Source organism: Lentzea rhizosphaerae, assembly GCF_042649515.1.
GTDB classification, from domain to species: domain Bacteria; phylum Actinomycetota; class Actinomycetes; order Mycobacteriales; family Pseudonocardiaceae; genus Lentzea; species Lentzea aerocolonigenes.
This window is the reverse complement of sequence record NZ_JBHRZI010000019.1, coordinates 73,454-98,248: the sequence shown is the minus strand read 5'-3', so window position 1 is coordinate 98,248 and position 24,795 is coordinate 73,454. Positions and strand designations below refer to the sequence as shown.

The 24,795-nt window shown below is 67.7% G+C and carries 24 protein-coding genes; 7 read left to right on the top strand and 17 right to left on the bottom strand.

The features are described 5' to 3' along the window. Position 1: 1 nt before the first annotated feature. From ACFOWZ_RS24465 to ACFOWZ_RS24445, 5 genes are read right to left on the bottom strand one after another with little or no spacing between them, the layout of a single operon-like run. Positions 2-472, bottom strand: a complete 471-nt coding sequence (locus tag ACFOWZ_RS24465; protein ID WP_382376210.1) for a hypothetical protein — start codon at positions 470-472, stop codon at positions 2-4. Then, the gene (locus tag ACFOWZ_RS24460) at positions 469-1,296 is read right to left on the bottom strand and encodes a carbohydrate ABC transporter permease (RefSeq protein WP_382376209.1); all 828 of its coding nucleotides are present in this window, start codon (positions 1,294-1,296) and stop codon (positions 469-471) included. The genes ACFOWZ_RS24465 and ACFOWZ_RS24460 overlap by 4 nt, the downstream gene beginning before the upstream one ends. Continuing rightward, complete coding sequence (locus ACFOWZ_RS24455) at positions 1,293-2,108, bottom strand: carbohydrate ABC transporter permease (protein ID WP_382376208.1); 816 nt, start codon at positions 2,106-2,108, stop codon at positions 1,293-1,295. Before ACFOWZ_RS24455 ends, ACFOWZ_RS24460 begins: the two co-directional genes overlap by 4 nt. Next, the gene (locus ACFOWZ_RS24450; protein ID WP_382376207.1) at positions 2,108-3,376 is read right to left on the bottom strand and encodes an ABC transporter substrate-binding protein; all 1,269 of its coding nucleotides are present in this window, start codon (positions 3,374-3,376) and stop codon (positions 2,108-2,110) included. Before ACFOWZ_RS24450 ends, ACFOWZ_RS24455 begins: the two co-directional genes overlap by 1 nt. Before the next feature lie 12 nt (positions 3,377-3,388). Continuing rightward, entirely contained in the window at positions 3,389-4,654 is a 1,266-nt protein-coding gene (locus ACFOWZ_RS24445; RefSeq protein WP_382376206.1) for a Gfo/Idh/MocA family protein, read from the bottom strand. A 113-nt stretch (positions 4,655-4,767) separates the two neighbouring features. Between ACFOWZ_RS24445 and ACFOWZ_RS24440 the strand changes: the two genes are divergently transcribed. Continuing rightward, positions 4,768-5,679, top strand: a complete 912-nt coding sequence (locus ACFOWZ_RS24440; protein WP_382376205.1) for a nucleoside hydrolase — start codon at positions 4,768-4,770, stop codon at positions 5,677-5,679. A 56-nt stretch (positions 5,680-5,735) separates the two neighbouring features. Further along, positions 5,736-6,251 (top strand): hypothetical protein, encoded by a 516-nt coding sequence (locus ACFOWZ_RS24435; protein ID WP_382376204.1) that lies wholly within the window; start codon positions 5,736-5,738, stop codon positions 6,249-6,251. Positions 6,252-6,321: 70 nt separating this feature from the next. Here the strand turns inward: ACFOWZ_RS24435 and ACFOWZ_RS24430 are convergent, their stop codons facing one another. Both ACFOWZ_RS24430 and ACFOWZ_RS24425 read right to left on the bottom strand, forming a co-directional pair. Continuing rightward, entirely contained in the window at positions 6,322-7,788 is a 1,467-nt protein-coding gene (locus ACFOWZ_RS24430; protein ID WP_382376203.1) for a hypothetical protein, read from the bottom strand. A 103-nt stretch (positions 7,789-7,891) separates the two neighbouring features. Beyond that, positions 7,892-8,425 (bottom strand): GNAT family N-acetyltransferase, encoded by a 534-nt coding sequence (locus ACFOWZ_RS24425; RefSeq protein WP_382376202.1) that lies wholly within the window; start codon positions 8,423-8,425, stop codon positions 7,892-7,894. A gap of 76 nt (positions 8,426-8,501) precedes the next feature. On the opposite strand from ACFOWZ_RS24425, the gene ACFOWZ_RS24420 reads away from it, so the two are divergent. Beyond that, positions 8,502-8,948, top strand: a complete 447-nt coding sequence (locus ACFOWZ_RS24420; protein WP_382376201.1) for a winged helix-turn-helix transcriptional regulator — start codon at positions 8,502-8,504, stop codon at positions 8,946-8,948. Positions 8,949-8,951: 3 nt separating this feature from the next. Here the strand turns inward: ACFOWZ_RS24420 and ACFOWZ_RS24415 are convergent, their stop codons facing one another. Further along, a complete protein-coding gene (locus ACFOWZ_RS24415; RefSeq protein ID WP_382376200.1) occupies positions 8,952-9,863 on the bottom strand; it encodes an Lrp/AsnC family transcriptional regulator in 912 nt (303 codons plus the stop codon). 85 nt (positions 9,864-9,948) lie between these two features. Here ACFOWZ_RS24415 and ACFOWZ_RS24410 point away from each other — a divergent pair, with 85 nt between their 5' ends. After that, positions 9,949-10,560, top strand: a complete 612-nt coding sequence (locus ACFOWZ_RS24410; protein WP_382376199.1) for a class I SAM-dependent methyltransferase — start codon at positions 9,949-9,951, stop codon at positions 10,558-10,560. On the opposite strand, the gene ACFOWZ_RS24405 is transcribed toward ACFOWZ_RS24410, so the two are convergent. Continuing rightward, on the bottom strand, positions 10,517-11,122 hold the full coding sequence (locus ACFOWZ_RS24405) for a TetR/AcrR family transcriptional regulator (RefSeq protein WP_382376198.1): 606 nt from the start codon (positions 11,120-11,122) through the stop codon (positions 10,517-10,519). The two genes, ACFOWZ_RS24410 and ACFOWZ_RS24405, sit on opposite strands and share 44 nt — an antisense overlap. Before the next feature lie 63 nt (positions 11,123-11,185). Between ACFOWZ_RS24405 and ACFOWZ_RS24400 the strand changes: the two genes are divergently transcribed. Together ACFOWZ_RS24400 and ACFOWZ_RS24395 are read left to right on the top strand one after the other, a co-directional pair. Then, entirely contained in the window at positions 11,186-11,656 is a 471-nt protein-coding gene (locus ACFOWZ_RS24400) for a DUF1453 domain-containing protein (RefSeq protein ID WP_382376197.1), read from the top strand. Next, complete coding sequence (locus tag ACFOWZ_RS24395; RefSeq protein WP_382376196.1) at positions 11,643-12,863, top strand: aminotransferase class V-fold PLP-dependent enzyme; 1,221 nt, start codon at positions 11,643-11,645, stop codon at positions 12,861-12,863. The genes ACFOWZ_RS24400 and ACFOWZ_RS24395 overlap by 14 nt, the downstream gene beginning before the upstream one ends. Here ACFOWZ_RS24395 and ACFOWZ_RS24390 read toward each other — a convergent pair. The 3 genes from ACFOWZ_RS24390 to polA all read right to left on the bottom strand — a co-directional run bounded on the left by ACFOWZ_RS24390 (position 12,853) and on the right by polA (position 18,047). Next, entirely contained in the window at positions 12,853-13,899 is a 1,047-nt protein-coding gene (locus ACFOWZ_RS24390) for an Hsp70 family protein (protein ID WP_382376195.1), read from the bottom strand. The genes ACFOWZ_RS24395 and ACFOWZ_RS24390 overlap by 11 nt on opposite strands. Positions 13,900-13,941: 42 nt before the next feature. Then, complete coding sequence (locus ACFOWZ_RS24385) at positions 13,942-15,111, bottom strand: glycosyltransferase (protein WP_382376194.1); 1,170 nt, start codon at positions 15,109-15,111, stop codon at positions 13,942-13,944. Positions 15,112-15,422: 311 nt separating this feature from the next. Further along, positions 15,423-18,047: a DNA polymerase I gene (gene polA, locus ACFOWZ_RS24380; protein WP_382376335.1), complete on the bottom strand. Its 2,625-nt coding sequence runs from the start codon at positions 18,045-18,047 to the stop codon at positions 15,423-15,425. Between the two features lie 154 nt (positions 18,048-18,201). Here polA and ACFOWZ_RS24375 point away from each other — a divergent pair, with 154 nt between their 5' ends. After that, positions 18,202-18,561, top strand: coding sequence for a hotdog fold thioesterase (locus tag ACFOWZ_RS24375; RefSeq protein ID WP_382376334.1), 360 nt, complete (start codon positions 18,202-18,204; stop codon positions 18,559-18,561). 704 nt (positions 18,562-19,265) lie between these two features. Here ACFOWZ_RS24375 and ACFOWZ_RS24370 read toward each other — a convergent pair. From ACFOWZ_RS24370 to ACFOWZ_RS24350, 5 genes are all read right to left on the bottom strand, one after another. Next, positions 19,266-19,982 carry an ABC transporter ATP-binding protein gene (locus tag ACFOWZ_RS24370; RefSeq protein WP_382376193.1) on the bottom strand — a complete coding sequence of 239 codons (717 nt, stop codon included), beginning with the start codon at positions 19,980-19,982 and terminating at the stop codon, positions 19,266-19,268. After that, positions 19,979-20,800 (bottom strand): ABC transporter ATP-binding protein, encoded by an 822-nt coding sequence (locus tag ACFOWZ_RS24365; RefSeq protein WP_382376192.1) that lies wholly within the window; start codon positions 20,798-20,800, stop codon positions 19,979-19,981. Before ACFOWZ_RS24365 ends, ACFOWZ_RS24370 begins: the two co-directional genes overlap by 4 nt. Then, positions 20,797-22,533, bottom strand: a complete 1,737-nt coding sequence (locus ACFOWZ_RS24360) for a branched-chain amino acid ABC transporter permease (protein WP_382376190.1) — start codon at positions 22,531-22,533, stop codon at positions 20,797-20,799. The genes ACFOWZ_RS24365 and ACFOWZ_RS24360 overlap by 4 nt, the downstream gene beginning before the upstream one ends. Then, a complete protein-coding gene (locus ACFOWZ_RS24355) occupies positions 22,530-23,444 on the bottom strand; it encodes a branched-chain amino acid ABC transporter permease (RefSeq protein ID WP_382376188.1) in 915 nt (304 codons plus the stop codon). Before ACFOWZ_RS24355 ends, ACFOWZ_RS24360 begins: the two co-directional genes overlap by 4 nt. A gap of 79 nt (positions 23,445-23,523) precedes the next feature. Next, positions 23,524-24,747: a branched-chain amino acid ABC transporter substrate-binding protein gene (locus ACFOWZ_RS24350; RefSeq protein ID WP_382376186.1), complete on the bottom strand. Its 1,224-nt coding sequence runs from the start codon at positions 24,745-24,747 to the stop codon at positions 23,524-23,526. Between the last annotated feature and the right edge of the window lie 48 nt (positions 24,748-24,795).

Genomic DNA, 24,795 nt, shown 5'->3' with positions numbered 1-24,795 from the left:
CTCACCCTTCTCGGGTGCCCTCCGCCGCCAGCGCCAGCGGTCCGGCGATCACCAGCACCAGCGGAGGCAGGGCCCACACCAGCACAGCGGCGACCACCAACGCGGCCATCAGCATCGGCCGAGGTGCTTCGAATTTCAATGCGCCGCGCCAACGACGACCTGGTTGCGCCAGCATCCAGGCACCGATTGCCGCCGAAGCGGTCAGCACCGCCACCCGAACGGGCAAGGGCGCCGGCAGCACCGTCACCACCACCACGACGTCGATCACGAGCACCAAGCCCAACACCGCGAACGCGATCCCCGGCACCCACCGCACGCGCAACACCGACCAGAACCGCCCCACCGGGAGCTCGCACCGCACCACCTCGCGGGCCGCACCGAACGCCGAGAACGCGGTCACCACCGGCAGCGAGGCCACGAACACGAACAACCCGAGCAGCAAGGTGTCCGCCAGCACCTCGACGCGGCTCATCCCTTCAGCCCCGTCGTGGTCACCCCGGCGACCAGGAACCGCTGGAACGCCAGGAAGAACAGTCCGATCGGCACCAGCGACAGCACCGACATCGCGAACATCGGCCCGTACGAGGACGACGACGTCTGGTCGATGAACAGCCGCAGCCCCATCGGGATCGTGTAGTTCTCCGTCGACGACAGGTAGATCAGCTGCGAGAAGAAGTCGTTCCAGGTCCAGATGAACGTGAAGATCGCGGTGGTGACCATCGCGGGTCGAGAGAGCGGTAGCACCACGTACCGGTAGTTGCGGACAGGACCGCAGCCATCGATCTTCGCGGCGTCGTCCAGCTCGTGCGGGATGCCGCGCATGAACTGCACCATCAGGAACACGAAGAACGCGTCGGTCGCCAGCAGCTTCGGCAGGATCAACGGCACGAACGTGTCGACCATCCCCAGCTGCTGGAACACGACGTACTGCGGGATGAGCGTGACGTGCGCGGGCAGCATGATCGTGACCAGCGCGAACGCGAACAGGGGGCCGCTGAGCCGGAACCGCAGCCGTGCGAACGCGTACGCCGCCAACGAGCACGACACGACGTTGCCGATCACCGCACCGGTGGCGACGATCGTCGAGTTGCCCAGGAACGTCCAGAACGACTCACCGCCAGCGCCCTCCAACGCGCGCGCATAGCCGTCAGCCGTCACACGGCCGGGGAACAGCGCACGCAGGTTCGACACCAGATCCTCGACCGGAGTGAGCGAGGCCGAGACCAGCCAGACGATCGGGTACAGCACCAACGCCAGTGCGGCCAGGCACAGCACGAACACCGCGGCGCGCCTCATCGCCCGTCTCCGTAGAACACCCAGTACCGGGAGGTGCGGAACAGCACCGCGGTGATCAGCGCGATCGCCACCAGCAGCACCCAGGCCATGGCGGAGGCGTAACCCATGCGGAACTCGGTGAACCCGCGTTCGTACAGGTAGAGCGTGTAGAACAACGTCGAGTCGGCCGGTCCGCCCCGCCCTCCGCTCACCACGAACGCCTGCGTGAACGCCTGGAACGCGTGGATCGTCTCCAGCACCACGTTGAAGAACAGCACGGGCGACAACATCGGCAACGTGATCGACCACAACCGGCGCCACCACCCCGCGCCGTCGACCGCGGCCGCGTCGACCAGGTCGCGCGGGATCTGCTGCAACCCGGCCAGGAAGATCACCATCGGGGCGCCGAACTGCCACGCGGACAACAGCACGATGGTGACCAGCGCGTGGTCCGGCGTGTCGACCCAGGTGTCGAAGATCGCCCGCCACGCCAGCGCCAGCCCGACCGACGCGCCGAGCAGCGAAGGCGCGTAGAAGGCCGAACGGAAGAACGCCTGTCCCTTGCCGCGCAACGCGTTCAGCAACAAAGCGACGGCGAGGGCCAGTACCAGCTTCAACGGCACCGACCACGCGACGTACCTCAGCGTCACGCCGACCGAGTGCAGGTAGCGCGGGTCGTCGCCGAACAGCCTGGCGTAGTTGTCGAGGCCGACCCACCTCGGTTCGTTGAACAGGTCGTAGTCGGTGAACGACAGGTAGAGCGAGACGACCATCGGCGCGACGGTGAGACCGATGGCGCCGAGCAACCACGGTCCCAAGAACAGGTACGGCACTACTTCAGCGCTTCTTCCGCGTCACGCCAGAACTCGTCCAACGCCTGGTCGATCGTCTTCTTCCCGAAGACGACCTCTTCGTGCTTGCGCTGCATCAGCTTGTAGATGGCGCCGTCACCCTTCGGCGGTGCGGCTGGTGCGTCACCCAGTTTCGCGTCGACCGACTTCTCGTACTCGAAGACGACCTTGTTGGCGCCGCTGAGGTTCTGCGCCACGGCCTCGCGAATCTTCAGGTTCGCCGGCAGGCCGCGGTTCGCGCCGAGGATCTTGCCCGCGTCCGGGTCGTTGAGCAGGAAGTCGATCAGCTTGACCGCCGCGTCCTTGTTCTTGGTGCGGGCGGACGCGCTGATGAGCTGCGACGGTTTGCGGTACGAGCCCAACGTTTCCCCGCTGTCGCTGGGGTACGGCCCGAGCTTGAGCTCGTCCGGTCGCACCGCGTTGTAGCCGCTGTAGAGGCTGTCGTAGCTGTGCTCGGACGCGGAGAGCTTCTTGCCCAGCGGGGTCTGCTCGGCGCCGGCGTTCAGCGTGGTCACCAGTTCGGCGGGCGTGGTCGCCCCCGCGTCGCGGAAGTCCTTGGACAGCTGCCAGAACGCCTTCAGGTCGTCCTTGGTGTAGCCGAGCTTCCCGTTGTCGTAGAGGGCTTTGCCGCGCTGCCGCAGCCAGGTCTCGAAGACGTCCTCGGTGCCCCCGAAGTCCGTCGAGCCCGCGATCTTGCCGCCGGTGCTCGCCTGGATCCTCCCCGCGATCTCCCGGTAGTCGGCCCAGGTCCAGCCGATCTTCGGTTCCGCGACACCGGCGGTGGCGAAGAGCTTCGGGTCGTAGACGATGGTGGTGGCGTTCTGCGCCAACGGCAGCGCGGCCTGCTTGCCGTTCAGCTTGCCGCTGCCGACGAAGCCCTGGTTCCAATCCGCGGTGCGGATCTGCTTGCCGACGTACGGGGTGAGGTCGAGCAGCACGTTGCGGCCCGCGTACTCGTTGAGGTAGCGGTAGTCCATCTGGATCACGTCCGGCGCGTTGCCGCCCGCGATCTCCGTGGAGAGCTTCTCGAAGTAGTTCTGGAAGTTCTGGAACGACGTCGAGACCTTCACGTCCGGGTTGCGGCTCTCGAACAGCCGCACCGCCTCGTTGGTCACCTTGGCTCGGTCGTCGTTGCCCCACCAGATGAAGCGGATCTCGGCCTGGCCGCTACCGCCTCCGCTTCCCGAACCGCACGCGCTCGCCGCCAGCACCGTGCACAGCATGAAGCCCACAGTCTTGTGCGCTTTCACGGACTTCCCCTCTCATCGCAGATCGATCACGTCGACGACGTGGACCGGTTCCCCGGTCTCGAAGCTGCGGTTGGCGGCGAAACCGGTCAGCAGCGAAAGGGTGCCGTCGTAGTGTGTTGCCTTGCGTCCCAACGGGTCTTCCTGCCCGGGCGGGCCGTACAGCGCGTCGACCATGCGTTGGTCAGCGCCGCCGTGGCCGTCCCGGTCGTACTCCAGCGGGATGTCCTCCCGCTCCTCGAACAGCCGGTGCACGGAGAGCTTCGCCCACCCCTGCTCGGGGTTGGCGCTGACGCCGTGCACGGCCGGGTTCTGGCTCGACACCCAGGAGTTCTCGACGACTTCGAGCTCGAGACGCCCCTTGCTGCCGTTGACCATCAGCCGGTAGCCCTCCCACGGCGAGTAGGCCGTGAGGTGGTACGTCAGGTTCGCGCCGCTGGCGTAGCGGACGAGGACCGACATGTCGTCCTCAATGGACACGCCGGGTTCGAACGGGTTCTGGTCGCGGCGATAGCCGTCCTCGTGCCGTGCGTCGAGGTACAGCTTCTTCAGCCAGTCGTTCTGCTTCAGGTCGATGGCGAACCTGTCGTCGTGCGTGTACCCGTGACGTTCGCCGTTTTCGTCGCCGTAGAAGAACAACCGGCCGTGCGCGTACACCGTCTCGGGAACACTGCCCACCCACCAGTTGAGCAGGTCGAAGTGGTGCGTCGCCTTGTGCACCATGAGTCCGCCGGAGTTGGCCTTGTCGCGGTGCCAGCGCCGGAAGTAGTCGGCGCCGTGCCTGGTGTCGAGCAGCCACTCGAAGTGCACGGACCCGATCTCGCCGACAGCGCCTTCGGAGAGCAGCGCGCGCACCTTCTCGTGGATCGGGTTGTAGCGGTAGTTGAACGTGACAGTGACGTTGCCGTCGTTGCGATGCACGGCATCCAGGATCTTGCGCGCCGACGGCACGTCAGTGGTCATCGGTTTCTCGGTCACGACGTCACGTCCGGCGTCCAACGCCTCGACGATGTACGTGTCGTGGTACCGGTCAACGGTGGTCACGACGACGACGTCGACCCGTTGCTCGTCGAGCATCTTGAGGAAGTCCGCCGCGTCGTACACGGGGACCGGCCCGACCCCCAGATCGGCGAGCCGGTCGTTGTGGACGTTCATCCGGGCGCGGTTCACGTCGGCGAACGCGACGAGCTCACAGGTGGCCGCGTGCTCGACGGCGATCGCGTGGACGTGCCGCTCGGCCCGCGCCCCCGTGCCGACCACCGCGTAGCGCCTGCGAGCCATCCGCGCCTCCCTGCAAACGTTTTCTCCACGCTAGCCGCAGCGGCCCTGACCTCGTCAAGAGGTGACGAAAACCTTTTCGCTCTTTTCATGGACGTGAACGGCAGGATGGCCTCATGCCGACCCCGACCCCTGTGGTGCTCGACTGCGACCCCGGCCACGACGACGCGATCGCCATCCTGCTCGCGGCCGGATCACCGGAGATCGACCTGCGCGCGATCACCACCGTCGCCGCGAACCAGACGCTCGACAAGGTCACCCTGAACGCCCGGCGGATCTGCTCCGCCGCCGGAATTCCGGTGCCGATCGCCCGCGGTTGCGCACAGCCTTTGGTACGCCCCCTGTACGTGGCGGAGGACATCCACGGTGCGTCCGGAATGGACGGTCCGTCGTTCGGTTCGATCTCCGTCGACGTGGTCGAGGAGCACGCGATCGACGTGATGCACGCGAACATGCCGTGCACGTTGGTCGCGACGGGCGCGCTGACGAACGTGGCGATGTACCTGCAGCGCTACGGAACCTCCGCGGTGCGCGAGATCGTGCTGATGGGCGGGTCGACCGAGCGCGGCAACACCACGCCGTACGCGGAGTTCAACATCTACGTCGACCCGGAGGCCGCCGCGATCGTCTTCGCCAGCGGAGTGCCGGTCACGATGATCGGGCTCAACGTCACGCACCAGGCACTGGTCACCGCGGAGGTGGTGGCGCGGCTGAACGAGCTGGGGCCGCTCGGCCGGACGTGCGGGGAGCTGATGACGTTCTTCGCGGCCACCTACCGCGAGGTGTTCGGCTTCGAGGCACCGCCGTTGCACGACCCGGTGGCGGTCGCTCGGGTGATCGACCCGTCGCTGGTGACGTGCGTCGAGGCGTTCGTGGGGATCGAGACGACCGGGACGCTCACGCGCGGCGCGACGGTGGTGGATCTGCACGGCCGGTTGGGCCGGACGCCGAACGCCAGGGTGGCGGTGGGCCTGGACGTGGACCGGTTCTTCGACCTGGTCGTGGACGCGGTGGGCCACCTCACGTAACGACGTTGACCGGCTGGCGATGATAGGCGCAGGGGGCCACTTTCTTGGGGGGAACCATGACCAACCCTGTTTTCGACCCGCAGCAGCCTGCGGACACCTCGGTTCAGCCCGAGATCGCACCGGCAGGGCCCGAGTACGAGGTGTACACGCCGCCTCCGGCCTTCACGCCGCAGCCGGAGCAGCCCGCCGTGGTCGCACCGGTTCCGCCGAAGCCGAAGCGGACCGGCATCATCGTGCTCTCGATCTTCATGGTGCTGCTGTTCGGCGCAGCGGCCACGTTCGGTGCGCTCTTCTTCGTCGAGAAGAAGCACACCGCCGACCTCTCCACGCAGATCGAAGGCAAGAACCGGGAGATCGCCGATCTCACGAAGAAGGCCAAGGAGAGCAAGGACGACGCCGTCCGGGCCGCTGACCTGCAGAAGCAGGCCGAGACCGCGCAGAAGAAGGCCGAGGCGGACGCGGCGACGTCGCAGCAGTGCCGTGACGCGGCACGTGCGCTGAGGGCGGCCGCCATCGCGAACGACCAGGGCAAGGGCGAAACCGCGGCGAGGGACGTCTTCACCCACTGCTGACGCCGACGAAAAAGGGGCCGCGGCTTTTCGCCGCGGCTCCTGGGTACACCCTTGTAGACTGGTTACTCGTTCAGGACACAGTCCGATCGCTGAGCAGCGCCCACTGGCTCCAGCCCGCCTTCTCCTTGAAGAACCGGCGGATCAGCTTCCCGTCGTCCGTGCGGGCGAAGACCTCGATGGTCTTGGTCTGCGCGTGGTACATCGCGCTCGGCGCCTCGGCGATCTTGGTGGTGCCGAGCTTGGCCCACGCGGTCCAGCCGCCGTCGGTCGCGCGCGAGTGCTCGACGATGCCGCCCTCACCGAGCTGCAGCACGTCGATCGAGCCGGTCGTCGAGTTGTACACCGCCGACGGTGCGCCGGTGCCCTTGCCGCCCAACGACTTCCACACGCCCGCCGCGTACTGCTCGACGCTGCCGGTCGCGGTGCGGACGAAGACCTGGTCGACGGCGACGCTCGGGTCGCTGACGATCAACGCGCCGCCCTGGTCCTGCCACTTCTCGCCGTCCCACTTGACGAGCTTGTCGTCGGCGGAACGGGCGTAGAGGTCCTTGTCCGCGACGGCCGGGCTGCCCTGGATCTTGACCTCGCCCAGCGGCGCCCACTTGTCCGTGAAGCGCAGCAGCACGCCGTCCGCGCCCCTGGCCAGCACCTCGACGGCCTTGGACTTGTCGTTCCACTGCAGCACCGGGTCGCCCGCGACGGCCGTGTCGCCGAGCGAGAGCCACTTGCCGTCGACGCGGCGGTAGACCTTGCCGTCCGTGCCGCGCGCGAACACCTCGACGATCTTCGTCTCGGGGTTCATCAGCGCGACCGGGTCGCCGGCGAAGAGCTCGGCACCGAGCTGCTGCCAGCCGTTCCACCGGCTCGTCTTGTGGAAGTTCGTGATGATCGTGCCGTCCGCGGCACGCGCGTAGATCTCGAGCTGCTGCTCGCCGGTGTTCGAGATCTGCGGGCCGGCCTCGACGACCGGCTTGTCCGTCACCGGGGTGTCGCTGGAGGTGTTGCCGGACGCGTCGACGATGCCGTTGTAGCGCAGCGGCACGTACTGGCGCGCGGTGGCGGCGGACCACACCCGCTGCACGGGAACGGAGCCGTCCGGGCCGGCCTGCTCGCGCACGATCGGCCGCGTCTTGGCCGCGTCGGCCCAGCCGACGAACAGCGCGACGTGGTTCAGGCGGTCGTTGAGCGCGTCACCAGGGCGGAGGTCCTCCCAGTCGATGCGGTGCGCGACCTGCTCGAGGATGTGCGTGGTGTACGAGATGCGCAGACCCCAGGCCATCGAGATGAACCCGGAGCAGTCCGTGCGGTAGGCGCCGTACTTGTTGTTGAAGCAGGCGCTCTGGCTGTACGGCACGCGAGCGCTGATCCACGTGCGGGAACGTGCCAGGACCTCGCTGCGGGTGATCTTCGAGTTCGCCTCGTACGTCCCGCAGATGCCCCCACCCTCGGCAGCCGCGACCGCGACGTCCGGCATGGCCAGCGTCGAGCCGAACGTGATGGCCGCCGCGGCGACTGCCAACATCCCCCACGATCTCATGCCGAGCACCGTAGCAAGGCGATGTGAAGTTTTGGTCCAGTCGAAGGTCCCATGTTCCTACACATCGCACCGTGTCCTCGTGGCATTACCCGTCCGGGCCCGGTCAACCGTGAAGAGCTCCCGGCCCGAACCCGCTGAGGCCGTTCACCAGATCGGCGTCGGTGATCTCGGCGGTGACCCACGCGAGCGGGTAGCGCAGCTGGATCGTGTCCTCTTCTTTGATCAGGCGCACGCCCGGCAGCACCTTGCGCACCAGCGCGAGCATGCCCTGGTTGTCCGGGAGGACGTCGCCGTGCAGTTCGGCGACGCCCAGCCGGGCCGCCACCGCCGTCAGCTCCTCCAGCAACCGGCGTCCGACGCCCCGGCGTTGCCACAGGTCGACCACCGCGACCGCGATCTCCGCGCCGCACTCGCTGGTCTTGATCATGCGGGCGATGCCGACCGGGTCGCCGCCGATCCGGGCGCACACGGCCGCGTGCCGCTCGCCGTCCACGTCGGTCAGCACGCGGCGCGCGGACGCCGTCAGCCGTGGCGTCGGCGAGTGAAACCGCAGGTAGCGGCTTCGCGCGGACAGTCCTTCGAACACCGCGTCGACAGCTTCCGGCGCGGTGTCGCGGTTGAGCTCGGTGACGCGCATGAGGATCGACCCCCTGAGTTCGGAATCCGAACTGTAGCTGAGTTCGAAAAACGAACGCAAGGGATATCCTTGGGTCATGTCGTACGCGAGTTTCGCCAGCATGCCGTGCACGCTGAGCCGCCCCGCGGCTCTGTTGGGCGAACGCTGGACGCTGCTGCTGCTCCGCCAGATCTTCCTGGGGACCCGCCGCTTCGAGGACTTCCAGTCCACGATGGAGATCTCGCGGAGCGTTCTGACAGACCGGCTCAACGTGCTGCTGCAGGAGGGCGTGCTGAAGCGCGTGCCCTATCAGGAAGACGGCCGCACACGGCACGAGTACCGCCTCACGGAGAAGGGGCGCGACCTCTACCCGGTGATGATGGCGCTGCGCACGTGGGGTGAGAAGTGGATGGCTCCCGAAGAAGAGGAGTCGTTCCACCTGCACCACCGCGGCTGCGGCGGGGGTGTGCGGGCGAAGGTGGAGTGCACCGAGTGCGGCGCCGAACTGACGGCGCGGGACGTGCAGGTCACACCCAAGCAGTGAGGGTCACGCGCGTTTGAGCGTGCGGAGGACCGGAGCGGACTCGAGCTCCCCCACACCTTCGAGGACGCCGACGCGTTCGGTCAGGTACCGGTAGAGATCACCGCTGCTGCGGCACGTGACGCTGGCGACCAGGTTCGCCGGACCCGTGGTCGCGGCGGCGAAGTACACCTCGGAATGGCCCGCGAGCGCCGCCCCGGCCTCGGCGAGGTGCCGCGGCCGCACGCGCATCCACAACCTGGCCTGCGTGGCGAAACCGAGGAGCGCGGGATCGGCGTCCAGTTGCAGCTCCAGGACTCCGGTTCGCCTGAGGTGCTCGACGCGGCGGCGTGCGGTCGACTCGGAGGTGCCGGCTTTCGTGGCCAGCTCGGCGAAACCGGCGCGGCCGTCCGCTTGCAGGACTTTGAGGAATGCCTCGTCCAGCGCCGTGAGTTCGCTTGGGGGCTCATGGGGGTGTTCTGGCTGTAGGGCGGCCACTTCTTCTTCGGTGAGACACGCGATCCCACGCCACGTGCCTGGTGATGCAAAGCCACGGAGGATGTTGTGCGCGCTCACGTCGACGAGCCGCCGTGGGAGGCGGTCGAGCAGGAGTTCGTCGGGGCTTTCCACCTGCTGGAGGCAGGAGATCTCGGTGCCGCCGGACATCAGGTGCACCCAGAACGTGTCGTTCCGCCTGGCGAGCGCCTGTGCCAGCACCGGTCCGGCGTCCGGAGTGCAGCGCAGTCTGAGCGTCCACGCGTGGTGGCCGAGCCGGAACCGGTTGAGCGCGCCGCGCACCCTGATGCCGCGCTCCTTGAGCCGCTGACAGCGGCGGGCGGCGGTGTGTTCGGAGATGCCGAGGACGCCGGCGATCTTCGCGAACGGCGCGCGGCCGTCGATCTGGAGCGCGTGGACCAGTCTGAGATCGATGGATTCCACCAGGTTGACGCTAGTTCGTGGCGGATTCCTTCGCATGTTCAATGCCGACCGCTGGATCCAAGTCAGTCCACTCAGGCTAGGTCGCATGGATTTCGAGGGGTTCTACCAGGGCGGGCAGTTGGTCGACGGGATGCCGAACGCCGGGTTGCCGTGGGACATCGGGGCGCCGCAACCCGTGGTCGTCGCCTGGGAAACGACCGGACGGTTCCGCGGGCACGTGCTCGACGCGGGCTGCGGCACCGGGGACAACGCGCTCTTCCTGGCGTCGCGCGGACACCAGGTCACGGCGGTCGACATCGCGCCGACCGCGATCGAGACGGCTCGTGCGCGCGGCGATGACGTCGAGTGGGTGGTGGGCGACGCGGCGGCGTTCACCGGCGAGTTCGGCACGGTGCTGGCGAGCGCGTTGTTCCACTGCCTGCCACCGGATCAGCGGCCAGGACTGCTGGCGTCGTTGCGGAAGGCGGCCGTCGACGGCGCGTTCCTCAACCTGACCTCGCTCGCGGTCGAGGGCGGGCCGTTCGAGGTGGGCGAAGCCGAACTGCGGTCGGCGCTCGAGAACGCCGAGTGGGAGATCACCCGGTTCGAGCGCGACGTGATCACCGTGGCCGGTGTCGACGGTCTGCCCGTGCTGCCGGTGTGGGTCGTGGAGGCTACCGCAGCGAGTCGAGGTGCTTGCGCAGCAACGACAACGTGAGCTCCGGCGTCATCCGGCCGGGGTGCAGCACCCCGTCGACGGTGAGGCCGTTGAGCAACGACGCCAGCCGTTCGGTCTCCAGCGCGACGTCGAGCGACGCCGCGACAGTCCCCGAGTCGCGCATCACGGTGAGCACGCGGCGGCAGAGCGCGCGCAGGCCGTCGAAGAGCTGTTCGGCGCGGGGCAGCAGGGAGGGGCGAGTGCGCGCGGCGGTCGCGAAGGCCAGCCACAGCACGGCTTCGTCACGCCGGCGTTCGTCGAGCGGGAGGACCTCGGAGAGCACGCGCTCGCCGGGTCGTCGCAGGTCGCCCTTGCGGTCTCCGAGCGACTGCACGTGGGCGAAGATCCGCTGGTCGATCGAGTGGATCAACGCCTCGGCCGCAAAGATGATCATGTCGTCGTGGCTGTCGAAGTAGTGCCGGATCGAGCCGATCGCGAGCCCGGCCTCCTCCGCGACGTTGCGCAGGGACGCCTGTTCGACGCCGTCCCGCACGACCACCCGGAACACCGCCTCGGCGACGGCTTGGCGACGGGCGACGGGATCGACGACTCGCGGTGACACCTCCCTTTTCTAGCATGACCCTGCTAGTTTAAGTAGCAGGGTCATGCCACTAAGGGGGATGGAATGACATACGCGCTGATCGCGGCGGGTGTGCTGTACGTGCTCGTGCGCAGGTTCATGGGGGAACCGCTCAACGCCAGGGACCTGTTGGCGCCGCCGGTGTTCCTGCTGTTCTTCGGCATCCGGGCCGTGGACGAGTTCCAGCTCATCTACGTGGTGCCGCTCGCCGCCGGTTTCGCCTTCGGCGCGTTGCGGGGCATGACGATCAAGCTGTTCGAACGCGACGGCCACCTGTGGCAGCGCTACACGCCGTGGACGCTGGTCGTGTGGCTGACGTCGCTGAGCGCGAGCCTCGGGCTCGGGTTGCTGATCGGTGGGCACGCGCCGACCCAGTTGTCGATCGGGGTGAGCATGCTCGGCGAGCTGTGCGCGCTCGGCGCCAAGGCGCTGAACACCGGAATCCCTTTCGCTCCGGAGAAAACGCTGCGCAATCCCGTGCAGGAGCGGTTCCATGGGAGGCATGGAACGTCGTGACTTCCTCGTCGGGGCCGGGCTGCTGGCCGTCGCGCCGACCGCCGCCGCGTCGGCCGCACAGGGACTGGACTGGGACGCCGTCCGCCGCGAGTTCCGGCTGGAGGAGTCACTGACCAACCTGGGGCTGTTCTACCTGGCGTCGAACCCGCGAGAGGTGCGGGACGCGGTCGACGAGTTCAAGCGCAGGCTCGACGCCAACTCGCACGACCTGATCCCCGACCAGGCTCAGGAGGTCGCCGTCGCGCTCGGGCAGTACGTCGGCGGCGGCCCGGACGACATCGCGTTCGTGCCCAACACGACCATCGGGCTGTCGATCGTCTACGGCGGCCTGAAACTCCGCCCGGACCAGGAGCTGCTGCTCAGCGACCAGGACCACGCGTGGCACCAGCAGGCGGCGCGGCTGGCAGCGGAACGCGTGGGCGCGAAGGTCAGGATCGGCACGCTCTTCGAGAGCTCCGCGAAGGTGACCGAGGACGAGGTCGCGACCCGGCTGCGCAACTCGATCACGCCGCAGACCCGTGCCGTCGGCATCACGTGGGTGCAGTCGAGCACCGGCGTGAAGATGCCCGTACGGGCGTGCGCGCAGGTCGTCGCCGACGCGAACAAGGGACGCAAACAGGAAGACCGGTGTCTTCTCGTCGTCGACGGCGTGCACGGACTGGCGGCGGTCGACGACGACGCGGCACGCCTCGGCGCTGATGTTTTCGTTGCAGGCACGCACAAGTGGCTGTCCGGGCCGCGCGGCACCGGCATGGTCTGGGTGAACCCCCAGGTGAGCAACCAGATCGTGCCGCTGCTGCCGAGCCTGAGCAACCGCAGCGAGACGGCGGCGCTCGGGCCGGGCGGCTTCCACGCGTTCGAGCACTACTACGCGGTGAAGACGGCCGTGCAGTTCCACCAGCGCCTCGGCAGAAGTCGTGTGACGGCACGGATCACCGAGCTGGCGACGAGGTTCAAGGACGGTCTGGCCGACATCCCCGGCGTCGTGATCCACACGCCGCGCGACCCCGCGATGTCCGCTGGGCTGGTGTGCTTCGACGTCACCGGCGTGACGGGCGATCAGGTCGTGGGATGGCTTGCGGAGAAACACATCCAGATCACCACCGCGGCCTATCGCATCCCGTACGCGCGCGTCGGCACGTCAATTCTCAACACACACGAGGAAGTCGACAGGACGTTGAAGGAGATCCGCGCGCTCACTCGTTGATCCGGGGCAGTTCGGCCGTTCCTGGCGGTTCGAGCTGAACGCTGGTGTTCTCCATCATCACCTGTGGCCGGTTCATCGCCTCGTGCGCGGCCCATCCGCCCAAGACGACGACCACGAGCAGTGCCGCCGCAACGAACGGTGTGGTGGGTATGTGCCGTTTCGGCTTCTCTTCTTCTCGTTGCACGGGTATCTCGACAACCGGCTCTTCTGCCGGTTCGGGTTCCAACTGCCTGGCCTCGATGAGAGCGCCTGTCGCCGCCGCACCGACGGGCGCTCTCATCACCGGAATCCTGAGCCGTTCCGTGATCTCCTTCGCCACCAGGGGAATCCGCGACGACCCGCCGACGAGCAGGACGACGTCGGGACCCGTGCTGTTCGCCACCCGTTCGAGTGCGTCGACGGCCAGCTCGACCGACGGACGGACGATCGCCTCGAACTCCAGCCTGCTCAGCCGCACCTCGCGCACCTCACCGGCCACGACGTACGGAATCCGCACCTCGGGATAGCTCCCCAGCAGCTCCTTCGCCTCGACACAGCTCTGCACGAGCTCCCGGCTGTGCACCCCGACCTTCGCGATCACGTGCTCCGCCACCAGGTCGTCGAGGTCGAACCCGCCGATCTCGACCCGCTCGGTCCGCCCCGCCAGCAGGAACACCCCCTGCTTGCGCACCACCGCGACGTCACACCCGGTGGCCCCGAAGTCGAACACCGCGACCGTGCTGTGCTCCGGCATCCGCGCGTCGGCGTCGAACGCGATGGCCGCGGCGTGCGGTGCCGGCACGAACAACACGTCGGCCCGCCCCTCGTCGATGAGGTCGTTGCGGAGCTGTTCGAGGTGCTCGTGCGGCCAGCTCGGGGAACAGGTCATGGCGACGCGGCTCGGCGGCTCCCCGTTCCGGTGCGCGAGGTCGTCGAGGACGTTCGCGATCTCCCTGGCCACCGAGGTGGTGCGGCGCTGGTTGCTGCTCGTGACACCGTGGTCGGTGGCGACCGTGGTGCCTGCGGCTCCGAGATCGAGCCCAACCTGGTACGGCATAGCGGGTCTCCCTCTTGCGCGGACACCCACAACACGTACGTCTCAGCTGGCGCGGTTCAACTCCATCAGACGCTGCGCGGCCACCCGCGCACCGTCCGTGCGCACGAGAGTCGCCACCTTGGCGGCCTGTTCGGCGAGCTGGAGCACGTCACCCAGCACCTCGGTCGTCACGGCCTGCGCCGACCGTCCGATGCCCAGGCGTTCGACCTGCTCGCCCCAGTAGTACTGGTCGTACATGTGGGGCAGCACGATCTGCGGTGCACCCGCCGCCGCAGCGGTCGTGGTGGTGCCGGCACCGCCGTGGTGCACGACCACGGCGACACGGCGGAACAGCGCCTGCTGGTTGACCTCACCGATCGCGATGCAGTCGGGAGCGTGGTCGCTGAGTCTCAGATCGGCCCAACCTCGTTGCAGGACAACGCGTTTGCCGAGCACGCGAGCCGACTCGATCGCGGTCGCCGCCGCGTCCTGAGCGCCGCGCATGCTGCCCAGCCCGAAGTAGACGGGCGGCTCGCCGTCGTCGAGGAACGCGTCCAGTGCCGGGCTGAGCGGTCGTTGGTCGTCGGCCAGCCAGGCACCGGTCTGGACGAGCTCGCCGGGACCCGGCCACGGCCCCAGCACCGGATCCGCGGCGAGCCACGGCGCGTCACCGAAGATGTGGTCGCGAACGTCGTCGATCGGCGCCAGACCGAGCTGCGCACGTTCGGCGTTGAGGGTCTCGCGCGAGTGTGCGAAGAAATGGCGTTGCTGGTCCCACTGCGCGAGGTTTTCCTCGGGCGTTCCGTTCACCGGAACACGGCCCAACATCGCGGGTGGCGCGTGATGCGGTGAGGGCAAAGTGTTCGCGCAGAAGCTCGCGTACACGTAGTGGGCGTCGATGCTTTCCGCCACGGAACGCGTGGCGTGCTGCAACGCACCCCCTGCCACCAGGACGTCCGCACCTTCCGCTGCCTGCTTGACGACCCGGAACTGCTCCCGCACCGACTCCTCGGCCAGCCTGCCCAGGTCTTCCGGCTTCAGCTTGACCGCCGTGACGGTGCGCAGGGTCGGGCCCGCCGGGGTGAACTCGACGCCGTTGCTCGTCACGAGGTCCTCGAAGTCCGGCGGCGCGACGACCTTCACCTCGTTGCCGAGCTCTTTCAGCTGGACGGCCAGTGCGGTGACCGGCTGCGCCTCTCCCCGTGAACCGATCGTGGACACCAGAAATCGCATGGTGAATTCCCCTCAATCCCCTGGTCAGGCCACGAATTGTGCTGGCAACCCCTGGTCTTGCGGCAAGTCCCCCGGTGCGTTATAAGTTCCAATGGGGGAAAGAATTCACTTTGTTTCTGGCGCCTTCGCGCTGACACACAACAGCCCGCCGTGCGATCGACGGCGGGCTGTCGCTTGTCGTGCTAGCGCCTGTATCGAAGTCCGCACCGAGCCCCTGCTGTTTGGCGCGAAAAGCACGTTCGGGCCGATAGATGGCCCGAACGTGCTTTTCNCGCCAAAATATGTCGGGTAGGCCTGATTCGATACAGGCACTAGTGAGCGGCGTCGTCCCACGAGCGGCCCACGCCGACCGAGACCTCCAGGGGGACCTGGAGCGGGTAGGCGTTGCCCATCTGGTCGCGGACCAGGGCCTCCACCGCCTCGCGCTCGCCGTCCGCGATCTCCAGGACCAGTTCGTCGTGGACCTGGAGCAGCATGCGCGAGCGCAGGCCGGACGACTCCAGCGCACGGAACACACCCAGCATGGCCACCTTGATGATGTCCGCGGCGCTGCCCTGGATCGGGGCGTTGAGCGCCATGCGTTCGGCCATCTCGCGGCGCTGGCGGTTGTCGGAGGTGAGGTCCGGCAGGTAGCGGCGGCGGCCGAGGACCGTTTCGGTGTAGCCGTCCTTGCGGGCCTTCTCCACGATCTCGTTGAGGTAGTCGCGGACGCCGCCGAAGCGCGAGAAGTACGCCTCCATCTGCTCGCGGGCCTCTTCGGTCGGGATGCGGAGCTGCTGCGACAGACCGAACACCGACAGGCCGTACGCGAGGCCGTACGACATGGCCTTGATGCGGCGGCGCATCTCGCCCGTCACCTCGGAGGTGGGGATCGAGAACGCCTGCGACGCCACGTAGGTGTGCAGGTCCTCGCCGCTGTTGAAGGCCGCGATCAGGCCCTCGTCGCCGGACAGGGTGGCCATGATCCGCATCTCGATCTGGCTGTAGTCCGCGGTCATCAGCTCGGAGTAGCCCTCGCCGACGACGAACGCCTGGCGGATGCGGCGGCCCTCGTCCGTGCGGATCGGGATGTTCTGCAGGTTCGGGTCCGTCGAGGACAGGCGGCCCGTCGCGGCGATGGTCTGGTGGAACGTCGTGTGGATGCGGCCGTCGTCCGCCACCGACTTCAGCAGGCCGTCCACAGTGGACTTCAGGCGCGTGACGTCGCGGTGCGACAGCAGGTGCTGCAGGAACGGGTGCTCGGTCTGCTCGAACAGGTTCTGCAGAGCGTCCGCGTCCGTGGTGTACCCGGTCTTGGTCTTCTTCGTCTTCGGCATCTTCAGCTCGTCGAAGAGGACCGTCTGCAGCTGCTTCGGGCTGCCGAGGTTGATCTCCTTGCCGATCACCGAGTACGCGTCCTGCGCCGCCTGCTTCACGCCGGCGGCGAAGTGCGCCTCCAGCTCCGAGAGGTGCTCGACGTCGATGGCGATGCCGACGGCCTCCACCTCGTCGAGCACGTTCATCAGCGGCAGTTCGAGGTTCGCCAGCAGGTCGGCGCCGCCGATGGTGACGAGCTCGGTGTCCAGGCGGTCGGCGAGCTCGGCCACGGCACGCGCGCGCAGGATCGTGCTGGTCACGACCTTCTGCGCCTCCTCCGACTCGTCGGTGAGCAGCGACAGCTGGCCGTCGCCGGACTCCTCGGCGCGCAGCTCGCGCTTCAGGTAGCGCAGCGCCAGGTCGTCCAGGGCGAACGACCGCTGACCCGGACGCACCAGGTACGCGGCCAGCGCCGTGTCCGAGGTCAGGCCGCGCAGCTTCCACCCGCGGGCGCGCACGCGGCGCAACGGCAGCTTCAGGTCGTGGCCCGCCTTGGCCACGCTCTCGTCGGCCAGCCACGCGACCAGCGCCTGCTCGTCCGCCTCGTTCAGCTCGGAGACGTCGACGTAACCGCCCTCACCGGTGGCGGTGCAGAGCGCGACGCCCTCCAGGTCGTTCGTGATGCGCAGGGCCACGCCCACCCGCGTCTTGCGCGCGTTCGCGTCCAGCCACTTGGCCAGCGTGCCGGCGGGGATCGCGCCGCCGGAGACCTCGAAGCCCTCCTCGGCCTCGGGCTCGGCGGTCGAGAGGGTCTGGAACAGCCGGTCGCGCAGGACGCGGAACTCCAGCTCGTCGAACAACCGGTGCACGGCGTCGCGGTCCCACGCCTGGGCCTCGAGACCGTCGATGGTGTACGGCAGCTCGACGTCCTTCACCAGCTCCGTGAGCTGGCGGTTCATGATGATGTTCGCCAGGTTGCCGCGCAGGGCCTCGCCGACCTTGCCCGGCACCTCGTCGATGCGGTCGACCAGCTCGTTCAGCCCGCCGAACTGGTTGAGCAGCTTGATGATCGTCTTCGGGCCCACGCCCGGCGTGTTGGGCAGGTTGTCCGACGAGTCGCCGCGCACCGCCGCGTAGTCCGCGTACTGCTCGGGACGCACGCCGTGCTTCTCCTCGACGTACGCCGGGTTGAACCGCCCCATCTCCGAGACGCCCTTGACCGGGTACAGCACCGTGACCTTGTCGTTGACCAGCTGGAACGCGTCGCGGTCGCCGGTGACGATCTCCACCTCGAAGCCCTGCTCCACCGCCTGGGTGGTCAGGGTCGCGATGATGTCGTCCGCCTCGTAGTTCTCCTTCTCCATCGTGGCGATCCGGAGCGTGGCGAGCACGTCCTGGATCAGCGAGACCTGGCTGCGGAACTCGTCCGGCGTCTTGGAGCGACCGGCCTTGTACTCGGGGTACTGCTCGGAGCGGAACGTCTTGCGCGACACGTCGAACGCCACCGCCACGTGCGTGGGCTTCTCGTCCCGCAGGATGTTGATGAGCATGGACGTGAACCCGTACACGGCGTTCGTGACCTGGCCCGTCTTCGTCACGAAGTTCTCGGCGGGCAGGGCGTAGAACGCTCGGTAGGCCATCGAGTGACCGTCGATGAGCAGGAGCCGCTTCACGTCTGAGGGAGTCACGGGCCCGAGTCTAGGGTGGAGGTCTGACAGTTTTGCTCGAACCCTTGGAGCCCGCGTGACCCCCGACCTGCCAGTGGACTTCGCCGACGAGCAGTTGCACGTCCGGATGGGCATCGAAATCACCCAATGGGATGTCCAGGAGATGATCGGCACCATGCCGGTCAAGGGCAACCGCCAGCCGTTCGGACTGCTCCACGGCGGAGCGAACGCCGTTCTCGCCGAACAGCTGGGCTCCCTCGGCTCCGCGATGCACGCGTCGCAGTTCGGCTCCATCGCCGTCGGCCTCGAGCTGTCCTGCACCCACCACCGAGCCGCGCTCGAGGGCCTCGTCACGGGTGTGGCCCGCCCGATCCACCTCGGCCGCAGCACGACGACGTACGAGATCGTCGTGACGGACGAGGAGGGCAGGCGCACCTGCACGGCCCGCCTCACGTGCATCCTGCGCCCGAAGCCGCCGGGTGCGTGAAAACGAGCGACTTGCTGAGGTTCTCCGCATCCCAACTGTGCGGGTCAGCCCCACTGACGCGCCATGATCGCCACGGCATCGTGGTGGCATGACCTTCCCGACTCGACCGACCGCAGCCGTCCTGGACGGACTTCCCGACGTGGTTCCGGTGTCCACGACGGACACCGGCTGGTCGTGCTGCTGCAGCTGTTGCCGCTGACCTCGTCGACCTGCCGCAACACAACCAGGCGCCGACGAGCACGCCCGGCCAGGTCCTTCTCGCTCCGAACCCGCTCAGGCACGGGCCTCCCCCGATTCACGAGTCCAAGTGGGCTGCCAAGGAGTCCTGTCCGCTGCTGCTCCTGTTTGGCGCGAAAAGCACGTTCGGGCCATCTATCGGCCCCAATGTCACGTTCGCGCCAAACGGGCCTGGGGAGCGAACGTGACGTTCGGGCGATCTAGCGGCCCGAACGTGCTTTTCGCGCCAAAACCGGGGCAGCGACGGTGCGGACGGGGGTTCTGGCCGGGGGCTCAGGGCCGTCACCAATCCCAGTCAGTTCTGGAGGTGGTCGGTCGCCTACCCTCGGTCAACGCCACCTCCATCGGCGTTCGGCTCGGGCGTGGACCGCACACCGAGGCGGCCGACCCTCACCGAGTTCGACCGCAGGTGAACGAAAGGCGGGGCGGAGGACAAGCCCTCCGCCCCGCCTCCCACAACCGAATACCTAGTGAGCCTCACCCAGGTACGCGTCGCGCACCCTCTGGTCGGCCAGCAGCTCACGCCCCGGACCGTCCAAAGTGGTCTTGCCGAGGTCGATCACGTAACCGTGGTCGGACAAGGCCAGCGCGGCCAAGGCGTTCTGCTCCACCAGGAGGATGGTGGTGCCGAGCGACTGCAGCTCCTTGATGGTGTCGAAGATCCGCTGCGTCATGATCGGCGAGAGACCCATCGAGGGCTCGTCGAGCATCAGCAGGCGGGGCTTGGACATCATCGCGCGACCGATGGCCAGCATCTGCTGCTCACCACCGGAGAAGAGCCCGGCCTTGTTGTGCCGCCGCTCCCCGAGGACGGGGAACAGCTCGTACACGCGGTCCATGTCGGCCTGCACGCCGTCGTCCTTGCGGACGTACGCACCGAGCTGCAGGTTCTCCTCCACGGTCATCCGCGGGAAGAGCCGGCGGCCCTCGGGGCAGTGGGCGATGCCCTCACCGAGGATCGCGTGCGCCGGGTCGTTGTGGATCGGCTTGCCCTGGAACAGGATCTCGCCGGACGCCGGCCGCAGCAGACCAGAGATGGTGCGCAGGGTCGTGGTCTTGCCCGCACCGTTCGAGCCGATCAGCGACACGATCTGGCCGGCCTCGACGGTGAACGAGATGTCGCGGACGGCCTCGATGGCGCCGTAGGCGACCGAGAGGTTGCGGACTTCGAGCAGCGCGGTCATGCCTGCTCCTCCTCAGCAGAAGCAGCGGCGGCCTCGACCTCGTGCTGGACTTCCTCCGGCGGCTTGCCGAGGTAGGCCTCGACCACCCGCGGGTCCGCCCGCACGACCTCGGGGCTGCCTTCGACGAGCAGCTCGCCCTGCACGAGCACGGAAACCGAGTCGCACAGCCCGAAGATGAACTTGATGTCGTGCTCGATGACGACGACGGACACGCCCGTCTCGCGGATGCGGAAGATCAGCTGCTGCGTCGCTTCCGTCTCCTGCGGGTTCATACCCGCCGTGGGCTCGTCCAGCAGCAACACCGCCGGGTCCGTCGCCAACGCGCGCGCGATCTCCAGACGGCGCTGGTCGCCGTACGGGAGGTTGCGCGAGAGCTCGTCGTCCAGGTTGCTCAGGCCGACGAACTCGAGCAGTTCCCGCGACCGATCGCGGGCCGCCTTCTCACCGCGGTGGTAGGCGGGGCCGTGGAACAGCGAGGCCAGCGGGCCCTGCTTCATCCGCACGTGGCGTCCGACCATGACGTTCTCCAGCACGGTCATGCTGGGGAACAGCCGGATGTTCTGGAACGTGCGGGCCACGCCCGCGTCCGTCACCTTGGCCGGGTCGCCCGGCAGGACGTTGCCCTTGAGCAGCACCTGACCGGTGGTCGGCGTGTACAGACCCGTCAGGCAGTTGAAGAACGTGGTCTTCCCCGCACCGTTCGGGCCGATCAGGCCGACGATCTTGCCTTCGTCGAGCGTCAGCGTGACGCCCTTCAACGCCTTGAGGCCACCGAAGACCATCGAGACGTCACGCGCCTCCAAAACCGGCGTGCTCATGCCTTCTTCGCCTCCACGTGCGCCTCTTCGGCGTTCTCATCGGCGCGCTCGATCATCTCAGCGCGCCTGTGCGCATCGGGGATCAGGCCGACCGGCCGGAACCGCATGATCAGGATCAGCGCGAGGCCGAAGATCATCAGGCGGTAGTCCTCGAAGTCGCGCAGCTTCTCGGGCAGCACGAACAGCAGTGCCGCACCGAGCACGGCGCCCGGGATCGAGCCCATGCCGCCGAGGATGACCGCGGCGAGGAGCGTGACCGACTCGAGGAACTTGAACGACTCGTAGGACACGGTGCCGTTCTTGTGCGCGAACACCGCACCCGCGACGCCCGCGAGCATGGCACCGATGAGGAACGCGAGGATCTTCATCTTGCCGGTGCGGATGCCCATCGCGCGGGCGGCGTCCTCGTCCTCGCGGATCGCGATCCAAGCGCGGCCGATGCGGCTGAACTTGAGGTTCGCGAACACCGCCATCGTCGCCGCGACGAGCAGCACGATGAGGATGTAGTAGAGGACACCGGCGGGCAGCTTCACCGCGCCGATCGAGATCGACTTGTTGAACTCGGCGCCGAACAGCGACAGCGGCGGGATGCCGGGGATGGCGTTGGAGCCGTTGGTGATGCCACCGATGTTGTTCTGCGCGGAGCGGGTGAAGATCTCACCGAACGCCAGCGTCACGATGGCCAGGTAGTCACCGCGGACCCGCAGCGTCGGCGAACCGACGATCGCGCCGAAGATGCCGGCCACGACGGCCGCGATCACCGCGGCGACGGGGAACGGCAGGGTGATGCCGAAGTGTGCCGTGGCGGCACCGGAGAAGTTCGCTGCCACGAGGGCACCGATGCCCATGAACGCGACGTACCCGAGGTCGAGCAGACCCGCGAGACCGACGACGATGTTCAGGCCGATCGCGGTGGCGGCGTAGATGCCGATGTTCGCCGCGACCGTCATCCAGTACTCGTTGCCGGCGTCGGTGAACGGCAGCAGCAGTGCGCACGCCGCCAGCACGATCACGCTGAACACGCGGTGCTGCTCGGACAGCGCCGACAGCCAGCGGATGAACCCGACACCGCTCAGCGCGCCGAGCACACCGGCGGCGAACCCGAGGAACGACAGGAAGATCGCACCCGCGTAGGGGTTCGAGGCGCCGACGCCACCGGTGGTCAGCATCGCGGCGACGGCGTAGAGCACCGCCGCGAACGACACCAGCAACACCAGGTACGCGACCGGCGTGGAGACCTTGATCTTCCACTCGCCCACCGGCTCGATGCCGATGCCGTATCCCGCCAGGATCGTCAGCACACCGGCCACGAGGCCGACGATGCTGCCGAACGCCACAGCGCCGTCGAGGGCCGTGATGGCGCCGAGGCCACCGCCCTTGACCGTGATGTACGCGGCGTTGACGAACGAGACGAGGGTGAGACCCCAGCCGAGTGCACGGACGACCCTGCCCTTGGACGGAGTCGGCGCGAACGCCGCGACCAGGATGAGGACACCGAGCAGCAGGACGTGCCACCGGAAGCCGGTGACGGCGAACGGCGCGTCGAAGAACTGCAGCGTCGACTTGTCCGGCCAGTTGCCGTCGTTGAGGCTGAACGTGACCCACGGCAGCAGTGCCGCGACGATGCCCAGGACACCACCGGCGGCCGCGAACGGCTTGCCCAGCGGCGCGAGTGCGGAACGCTTCTCCACGGGAGTCGTCGTGTCCGGAGTGGACACAGTGCTCGTGCTCATGCGCGCACCCTTTCCGGCTCACCGAACAGACCCTGCGGGCGGAAGACGAGCACGAGGATCAGCACGACGAAGATCCACACGTAGTCGTACTGGGTGCCGCCCGGCATGTACTGACCGGCCAGGGTCTTGATCAGACCGATGATGAACGCGCCGATGACCGCGCCGCGGATGCTGCCGACGCCGCCCAGGACGGCCGCCGTGAAGGCGAAGATGCCGTTCTGGAAGCCCATGTCGATGTTGATGTTGTTCAGGTACCCGCCGAACATGACGCCCGCGACACCGGCGAGCACGGCACCGAAGATGAACGTCAGCACGATCACGCGGTCGGGGTTGACACCCATCAGCTTCGCGGTGTCGGGGTCCTGCGCGGTCGCGCGCATCGCCCGGCCCATCCGCGACTTGTTGATGTAGGTCTGCAGGATGACCGAGAGGCCTACCGACAGTCCGACGAGCAACACACCGGTCCACGCGATGTTGACCGAGCCGAGCGACAGGCCGCCCTCCGGGAAGACCTTCGGGTAGGGCAGGTTCGACGTGGCGTTGGGGTACCACACGCGCACGGCTTCCTGCAGGAACACCGACACGCCGAGCGCTGTGATCAGCGGGGCCAGCCGGGGCGCGTTGCGCAGTGGCCGGTACGCGAACCGTTCCATGATCACGGCGACGACGACCGCCACCACGATGCCGCCGACGAACATGAGCGGCAGGGCCACGGCAGGCGACTTCTTGAGATCGTCAGGAAGAAGCGTGAACGTGGCAAGGCCTCCGTACGAGGCCACCATGAAAACCTCGCCGTGGGCGAAGTTGATCAGCTGGATGATGCCGTACACCATGGTGTACCCGAGAGCGATCAGGGCGATCAACGCGCCCTGGATCACCCCGTTGGCCAGCTGTTGGAGCAGGACTGACACGACTACCTCCGTAAACGACGGGGGCGAGCAAACAACGCCCGCCCCCGCCGTGGCTTCAATCAGATGACCAGGTAGCCGATCAGCCGGTGAACTCGCCGGTCTGAACGTCCTTCCACTTGCCAGAGGTGACCGAGTAGACGGTCAGCACCTTGTTCGTGCTGTCGCCGTACTGGTCGAACTTGATCTCACCGGTGGCGCCGGAGCCGCTGTAGGAGCCGACGTTGGTCAGCATCGCGTCGCGCTTCGACTCGTCCCAGGCACCGCCGTCGACGGTCTTGGCCAGGGCACCGATGATCGCGTTCGTGGAGTCGTAGGAGAACGCACCGTAGGCGGCGTAGTCCTCCTTGCCGAACTTCTTCTTGTACGCGTCGACGAACGCCTTGGCCGTGGCCAGGGACTCGGTCGGCGCGCCGACGGAGGTGGCGAGGTCGCCCTCCTTGCCGCCGAGCTCGATGAACTTGCCGTCGAAGATGCCGTCGCCGCCCATCAGCGGAACGTTCAGGCCCGCGCTGGCCATCTGCTTGGACAGCGGACCGGCGGCCGGGTACTCACCGCCGTAGTAGACGGCGTCCGGGGCGAGCGCCTTGACCTTGGCGATGACGCCGGAGAAGTCGGTGTCCTTCTCGCCGACGGTCTCCTGGCCGACGATCGTGCCGCCCTTCTTGGCGACCTGCTTCGACAGCTCGGCCGCGAGGCCCGCACCGTAGGTCTTGCCGTCGGTGATGATGGCGATCTTCTTCTTGCCGGCCTTCTCGACGAGGTAGTTGGCCGCGTACGGGCCCTGCAGGTCGTCGGTGGCGCAGACGCGGAAGTAGTTGTCGAACTGGCGCTTCGGGGCGGTCAGGAAGTCGTTGCCCCTGGTCAGCGTCGGGTTCGTGTTGGCGGGCGACACCTGGGGGATCTTCTTGTCCCGCAGGATCGGCTGCACCGTCTGGGCGACCGACGAGTTCAGCGTGCCGACGACGCCGACGACGTTCGGGTCGGTCGACAGCTTGGTGGCCGCCTGGGCGCCCTTGGCGGGGTTCGCCTCGTCGTCCTGGGCGGACACGGTCAGCTTGTAGCCCTTGACCGTGCACTTCTGGTTGGCCTCGTCCACGGCGAGCTCGGCGGACTGCTTGATGCCGATGCCGAGAGCGGACAGGTTGCCGGACAGCGGGGCGACTACACCGACGGTCAAGGTGCCCTTCGACGTGTCGCAGCTGCCCCCCGCGGTGCCGCCTTCTTCCTTGTTCGAGCCACAGGCTGCGACGACGAGCAGCGTGGCGCCGACAATCGCAGCGGACTTCACAGAGTGCTTACGCACGTGATGTCCCTCCTATATCCCTGCTCCCGGCGACGCGAGTTCTCCGCG